We start from the raw sequence: 7,090 nt of genomic DNA, 5'->3' as shown, positions 1-7,090 counted from the left end.
TGTGCCGCTAGGGGGAGGGCGGAGTTTCTGCGCGTGTGGGCGGGCGGCGGCGGTGCGGGATTCCGACATGGCTCCTCGTAGGGGTGTGGTGCGTCAGCGGGTGCGGGGGGCGGCGCGGCCGGGGCGCGCGGCGCCCGGCCCGGTGCCGCCGAAGTCGCGCACGGCGTGGGCCATGCCCTGTTGCAGGGCGAACTGTCCGGCGCCGACGACTCCGGCGTCCGCGCCCAGGCGGGCCCGTTCGATGGTGAGGTGCTCGGTGACCAGCGGGTGGCAGCTCTCGTACAGCTGGCTGCGGACCGCGGCGACGAAGGGTTCGAGGGTGGAGAGGATGCCGCCGAGGTAGACGGCGTCCGGGTTGAAGAAGTTGACGTTGGCGGCGAGGACCTGCCCGAGGTGCTCCCCGGCCCGGCGGACCGCGCCGGTGGCCTCGGGGTTGGCGTCGACGGCGAGGCGTACGACGTCCTCGATGCAGCCGACGTCGGCGCCGCGTTCGCGCAGGATGCGCACCAGGGCGGCGCCGGAGGCCACGGTCTCCAGGCAGCCGGTCTTGCCGCAGGAGCAGGGGATGTCGGCGGCGCCGTCGATCCGGATGTGGGTGATGTCGCCGGCGGCGCCGGTCGCGCCCCGGTAGAGGCGGCCGTCGACGATGACGCCGGCCCCGATCGCCGAGCCCATCTTCACCATGATCGACTGCCGGTGCTCGGCGGGCCGTACCGTGTGCTCGCCCATCGCCATGCAGTTGGCGTCGTTGTCGACCGCGCTCGGCACGCCGAAACGGTCCTCCAGCCAGGCCGCGACCGGGAAGCGGTTCCACCCGGGCATCCGCGACGGGAGCACGACGGCTCCCGCTTCGATGTCCACGGGGCCCGGCAGGGAGAGCCCGACGGCCCGCATCCGGTCGCGTCCGCGCTCCTCGGCCAGCGCCTCCAGGGCTTCGGCGAGCCGGGGCAGCGCCTGCTCGGGGCCGTCGGCGATGACGAACGGCACGGTGGAGACCTCGCCCAGCCGGCCGCCGGGCAGCACCACGCCGATCCGGGCGTGCCGGCCGCCGAGGTCGGCGGCGACGGCGAACTCGTCGGTGCCGCCGAGCCGCAGCACCTTGCGGGGGCGCCCGCCGGTGGACGACTGGGTGCCCTCCTCGGCGATCAGCCCGCGCTCGACCAGCTGACCCACGGCGACGGAGACGGTCGAGGCGGCGGCGCCGAGCAGTGCGGCGAGTTCGGCGCGCGACGACGCCTGGCCCGAGGCCACGAGTTCCAGGACCCGGACGGCGAGGGGGGAAGTCCCTTTCGCGGGCTGGCGGTTCGGGGCACTTATTTCAGTCATGTACGAAGTAACTTCCGCAACAGTTGGTGTGACGCAGACAGTACGCCCGCACAACGCGGACGGGAACCACTTCTTGGACGTCATTGCCGTGACAGGCAGCCCGGCAAATCACATCAAAGGCTGTGCTTTCGGGAACCGGACAAGCCCTCAAGGGCTTATGTCAGAACCGCAGAAACTTACTTGTTATTAATTCGTGTTTGTTTGTTCGGCGCGTGGGTCGTTGACTGTCCACCACGCGGCGCCGATCCCTCCGGCGCCCGCCCCGGCCTGCACCGGGACGCATCGCGGGTTTTTTCGATCCGAGGAGAATCATGTTTCTTGCTCGTACGGCGACCGGCCGCCGCTGGGCCCTCGTCGCAGGCGCCGCCGTCACGTCCGGCGCCCTGCTCACCGGTTGTTCCGGGGGCGGCACCTCGTCGTCCGGCAGAAACTCCAGCGACACCATCAACTACGCGCTTCCGGCGAACTTCACGCCGAACTGGATCCTCCCGGTCGGCACGGCCGCACACCTCAACACCAACAACTCCTCCATATCCCAGGTCCTCTGGGAGCCGCTGATCGCCTACGACGGCTCCACCGGCCAGGTCGGCTGGAACAAGGACAACTCCCTCGCCACCGCCGCGGACTTCGGCAAGGACGGCAAGAGCGTCACGATCACCCTCGGCAACCGGCACTGGAGCGACGGAAAGCCGATCACCTCGCGCGACGTCGAGTTCTGGTTCAACCTGGTGAAGGCCGACAAGGCCGACTGGGCAAGCTACAGCCCGGGCAAGGCGCCGGACAACTGGACCTCTCTGAAGATCGTCGACGACACGCACCTCACGATCACGTTCGACAAGGCGTACAACCAACAGTGGATGCTCGCCAACGAGTTGAGCATGATCCGCGTGATGCCGCAGCACGTCTGGGACAAGACCAGCGACTCCGGCGCCGTCTCCGACCTGGACCGCACCCCCGCCGGCGCCAAGCGGGTCTGGACGTACCTCAACAACGCCGCCAAGAACATCTCCGGTTACGCCACCGACCCGCTCTGGAAGACGGTCAGCGGTCCCTACACCCTCAAGTCCTTCTCCACCGCGGGCAAGGTCGAGCTGACCGCCAACGCCAAGTACGACGGCGGCGGCAAGGCCAACATCAAGAACGTCAACCTGCTGCCGTTCACCACGACCGACGCCGAGGAGAACGCGCTGCGGGCCGGCACGGTCGACTACGGCTACATCAACGCCACCGACCTCGGCCAGGAGGCCTCCTTCAAGTCGCGGGGCTACACGGTCAAGCCGTGGGCGGGCTGGGCGATCACCTATATGCCCTACAACTTCAACAACCCGGCCATGGGCGCCGTCTTCAAGCAGCTGTACGCCCGCCAGGCGATCCAGATGTCGGTCGACCAGACCAGCCTGTCCAAGGTGGTCTTCAACGGCACCGCGGTCCCCACCTACGGCCCGATCCCCCAGGGCCAGGCCTCCGACTTCGTCTCCCCGAAGCAGAAGGACAACCCGTACCCGTTCGACACCGCCAAGGCCAGGCAGCTGCTGACCTCGCACGGCTGGACCGAGCGGAACGGCACCATGGTGTGCGACCACGCGGGCAGCGGCAGCGACCAGTGCGGCGCGGGCGTCGCCAAGGGCACCACGTTCGAGATGCAGGTGCTGTCCCAGTCCGGTTCGACCGTGACCGACAACATGATGAGCGCGCTCCAGTCCTCCTTCGCGAAGACCGGCATCAAGTTCACCATCAAGACCGCCCCGGTCAACTCCGTCCTCTCGCAGGCCGGCCAGTGCACCTCCGGCCAGTCGGGCTGCAAGTGGCAGCTGTCCTTCTTCGGCACCGCGGGCAGCTGGTACTTCCCGGCGTACCCGAGCGGTGACGCGCTCTTCCAGACCGGCGGCGGCTCCAACTTCGGCAGCTACTCCAACCCGTCGGTGGACAAGCTGATCACCGAGACCACCACCTCCGGCTCCACCGCCGCCGTCCAAAAGTACAGCGCCGCGCTGGCCGAGGACCTGCCGGTGATCTGGCTGCCGGAGCCCGACTACCAGGTCTCCGTGGTCAGGGACGGGCTGGGCGGCTTCGCCCAGGACTCGCTCGCCAACTTCCACCCCGCCATGTGGAAGTGGACGAACAAGTGAGCCCGTCCGGCGACCCCGCGCACACCTGAGCCGAAGCGACCGGAAAACACATGAGTACTCCCTCGTACCTGATCAGACGCGTCCTCCAGGCCGTCGCGGTGATCCTCATCGTGACGATCGTGGTCTTCGGTCTGCTGCACGCCCTGCCCGGGGGCCCCGCCCGCGGCATCCTCGGCCCGCAGGCCACGGCACAGCAGATCGCCCGGTTCAACCATGAACAGGGCCTCGACAAGCCCTTGCCCGTGCAGTACCTCTACTACCTGAACCAGCTGCTGCACGGCGACCTCGGCACCTCGTACACCCTGAACGCGCCGGTCGCCCGGCTCATCGGGGAGCGGCTGCCCAAGACCCTGGTCCTCACCGTCCTGTCGGCCGTCATCGGCCTCCTCCTGGCGATCCCGCTGGGCATGTGGCAGGCCGTGCGGCGCAACAAGCCGGTGGACTACGTCATCACCACGCTGAGCTTCATCGCCTACTCCACGCCCGTGTACTTCCTCGGGCTGATCCTGGTGCTGCTGTTCAGCCAGGTGCTGCCGTGGTTCCCGTCCCAGGCGCCGCAGGGGGACACGCTCGCCCAGGTGTTCTCCGACCCGCAGGCCCTGGTGCTGCCGGTGGTCGCCGGCGCCGCCTCCATGGTCGCGGTGTTCAGCCGCTACATGCGCGCCGCCACCCTGGAGAACCTCTCCGAGGACTACGTCAGGACGGCGCGGGCCGGCGGTTCCCGCCCCCGCGCCATCCTGCGGCGGCACGTCTTCCGCAACTCCCTGACCCCGGTGGTCGCCATGCTCGGCTACTACGTGCCGGTGCTCTTCGGCGGTGCGCTGGTGGTGGAGCAGCTCTTCAACTACCCCGGCATGGGGCTGCTGTTCTGGACCGCCGCGCAGGCCTCCGACTACCCGGTCCTGCTGGGCTGCGTGCTGGTCATCGCCGTCGCCACCGTGGTCGGCACGCTGCTCGCCGACATCGTCCAGCGGATCATCGATCCCCGAGTGAAGGCAGGCCGGTCATGAGCACCGTCATCCAGCCGGCCGAGACGCCCGGCACGGCCGGCGCCCCCCGTGAGACCTCGGGCGCCCGGCTCGCCGTCCGGCGCTTCCTGCGCAACCGGCTCGCCGTCGCCGGCCTGTGCGTCGTGGCCTTCTTCGTCCTGTTCTGCTTCGTGGGCCCGCTGGTGTACTCCACGGACCAGACCCACACCGCGCTCCAGCAGGTCAACCTCTCCCCCAGCGGCGCCCACTGGCTCGGCACCGACGCCGTCGGCCACGACGAGCTGGGCCGGCTGATGTACGGCGGCAAGGTGTCGCTGATCGTCGGTCTGGCCGCGGGCGTCCTGGCCACCGTGATCGGCACCCTGTGGGGCGCGGCCGCGGGCTACGCCGGCGGCTGGATCGACGCGGTGATGATGCGGATCGTGGACGCGGGCATCGCCATCCCCGCCCTGTTCATCCTGCTGGTGGTCTCCGCCATCACCACACCCGGCCTCGGCGGTCTGATCCTCATCCTCGGCCTGGTGTCGTGGCTGGTGCCGTCCCGGCTGATCCGGGCCGAGACCCTGACCCTGAAGAACCGCGACTACGTGCTGACCCTGCGGGCCATCGGGGGCACGCACGCCCGCGCGATCCTGCGGCACATCCTGCCCAACTCCGTGTCGACCGTCATCGTCGCCACCACCTTCCAGATCGCCGACGCCATCCTCCTCGTCGCCTACGTCTCCTACCTGGGCCTGGGCGTGCAGCCGCCGGCCACCGACTGGGGCGGCATGCTCTCGGCGGGGCTCACCGCCGCCTACTCCGGCTACTGGTGGCTCATCGTGCCGCCCGGCCTGGCCATCATCCTGGTGGTGTGGGCGTTCAACGCGATCGGGGACGGGCTCCGTGACGCATTCGACGTGAGGGGACGCGGATGACCGCCACCCAGGCCAGTGCCGCTGCGACGGCCGAGCCGATTCTCGAACTCGACGACCTCGCCGTCGTCTTCACCACCGAGTCCGCCCGGGTGCCCGCCGTACGGGGCGTGTCCCTGCACGTCCGCCCCGGCGAGACCCTCGCCCTGGTCGGCGAGTCGGGCTCCGGCAAGTCCACCGTCGCGCTGGCCGCGATGGGGCTGCTGGCCGGCAACGCCCGGGTCACCGGCCGGGCCGTGATCGACGGCACCGACATCGTCGCCGCCGACGAGGCCCGTCTCGCCGCGCTGCGCGGCAGGACCGTCTCCATGGTGTTCCAGGAGCCGGCCACCGCGCTCGACCCGCTCACCCGGATCGGCAAGCAGATCGCCGAGGTGATCCGCAACCACCGCGACGTCTCCGCCCGGGACGCCGCCGACCAGGCCGTCGACCTGCTGCGCAGGGTCGGCATCCCGGAGCCGGAGAAGCGCGCGGCCGCCTACCCCTTCCAGCTCTCCGGGGGCCAGCGGCAGCGGGTGGTCATCGCCATGGCGATCGCCAACGACCCCGCGCTGCTGATCGCGGACGAGCCGACCACCGCGCTCGACGTCACCGTGCAGGCCGAGATCCTCGACCTGCTGCGCAGGCTCGCCGCCGAGACCGGCACCGGCGTGCTGCTCGTCACCCACAACATGGGCGTGGTCGCCGACTTCGCGGACCGGGTCGCGGTGATGTACCACGGCCGGATCGTGGAGACCGGCCCCGTCGAGGACGTCCTGCTGCGCCCCTCGCACGACTACACCCGGCGGCTGCTGGCCGCCGTGCCCCGGCTGTCGGTCGCCGAGGCCGACCGGCCCGCCCCGGACCGCGAGCCCGCCCCGGAGGGCGCATCCGGCAGCGCGACCGACGTCGCACCGGTCGTCGAACTGCGCGGCGTCTCCGTGGTGTTCGGCCGCGGCAGGCGCGCGGTGCGCGCCCTGGACGACGTCTCGCTCGCCGTCCGCCCCGGCGAGACGCTGGGCCTGGTGGGCGAGTCGGGCTCCGGCAAGTCCACCGCGGCGCGGGTCGCGCTCGGCCTGATCACGCCGACGTCCGGCACCGTGTCCCTGTTCGGCGCCGACCTCGCCCGCACCCGCTCCCGCGCCCGCCGGGCGCTGCGGTCCGGCATCGGCGTGGTGCTCCAGGACCCGGTCGCCTCGCTCGACGCCAGGATGACGGTCGGCGAGTGCGTCGCCGAGCCGCTGCGGGTGCACCGCCGTGAGCTGTCCGCGCAGGACCGGCGCGGCCGTGTGGAAGCCGTGCTCGACCGGGTCCGGCTGCCCCGCGACATCGTCCGCCGCGCCCCCGGCGAGCTCTCCGGCGGGCAGCGCCAGCGGGTCAGCCTGGCCCGCGCCCTGGTGCTCGAACCCCGGCTGCTGGTCGCCGACGAGCCCACCAGCGCCCTCGACGTGAGCGTGCAGGAGTCCGTGCTGGAGGTCATCACCGAGCTCCAGGACGAACTGGGCTTCGCCTGCCTGTTCGTCTCCCACGACCTCGCCGTCGTCCAGCACTTCGCCCGCCGGGTCGCCGTCATGCGGGCCGGGCGGATCGAGGAACAGGGACCCACCGGCACGACGCTGCTGCACCCGGAGACCGGCTACACCCGGCGGCTGCTGGCCGCCGTTCCGGTGCCCGACCCGGTGGTCCAGCGCGGGCGCAGAGCCGAGCGCCTGGCCACCCTGGCGGCCGGACGCACGGAGGGCGAGGCGTGAGC

5 protein-coding genes are annotated in these 7,090 nt (G+C 71.0%); 4 read left to right on the top strand and 1 reads right to left on the bottom strand.

From position 1 onward, the window contains the following. Positions 1-93: 93 nt before the first annotated feature. Positions 94-1,326: an ROK family protein gene (locus tag FRZ03_RS18845; protein ID WP_146466334.1), complete on the bottom strand. Its 1,233-nt coding sequence runs from the start codon at positions 1,324-1,326 to the stop codon at positions 94-96. A gap of 311 nt (positions 1,327-1,637) precedes the next feature. Between FRZ03_RS18845 and FRZ03_RS18840 the strand changes: the two genes are divergently transcribed. Genes FRZ03_RS18840 through FRZ03_RS18825 form a run of 4 tightly spaced genes read left to right on the top strand, consistent with a single transcriptional unit; the run spans position 1,638 to position 7,088 of the window. Beyond that, entirely contained in the window at positions 1,638-3,455 is a 1,818-nt protein-coding gene (locus FRZ03_RS18840) for a peptide ABC transporter substrate-binding protein (protein ID WP_146466333.1), read from the top strand. A gap of 50 nt (positions 3,456-3,505) precedes the next feature. Continuing rightward, the gene (locus tag FRZ03_RS18835; RefSeq protein ID WP_146466332.1) at positions 3,506-4,465 is read left to right on the top strand and encodes an ABC transporter permease; all 960 of its coding nucleotides are present in this window, start codon (positions 3,506-3,508) and stop codon (positions 4,463-4,465) included. Beyond that, positions 4,462-5,361, top strand: coding sequence for an ABC transporter permease (locus FRZ03_RS18830; protein WP_146466331.1), 900 nt, complete (start codon positions 4,462-4,464; stop codon positions 5,359-5,361). Before FRZ03_RS18835 ends, FRZ03_RS18830 begins: the two co-directional genes overlap by 4 nt. Next, complete coding sequence (locus tag FRZ03_RS18825; protein WP_146466330.1) at positions 5,358-7,088, top strand: dipeptide ABC transporter ATP-binding protein; 1,731 nt, start codon at positions 5,358-5,360, stop codon at positions 7,086-7,088. Before FRZ03_RS18830 ends, FRZ03_RS18825 begins: the two co-directional genes overlap by 4 nt. Positions 7,089-7,090: the final 2 nt, after the last annotated feature.

Source organism: Streptomyces misionensis (genome assembly GCF_007896895.1).
In the GTDB taxonomy this organism is placed as follows: domain Bacteria; phylum Actinomycetota; class Actinomycetes; order Streptomycetales; family Streptomycetaceae; genus Streptomyces; species Streptomyces misionensis_A.
This window is presented reverse-complemented; position numbering and strand designations above follow the sequence as displayed.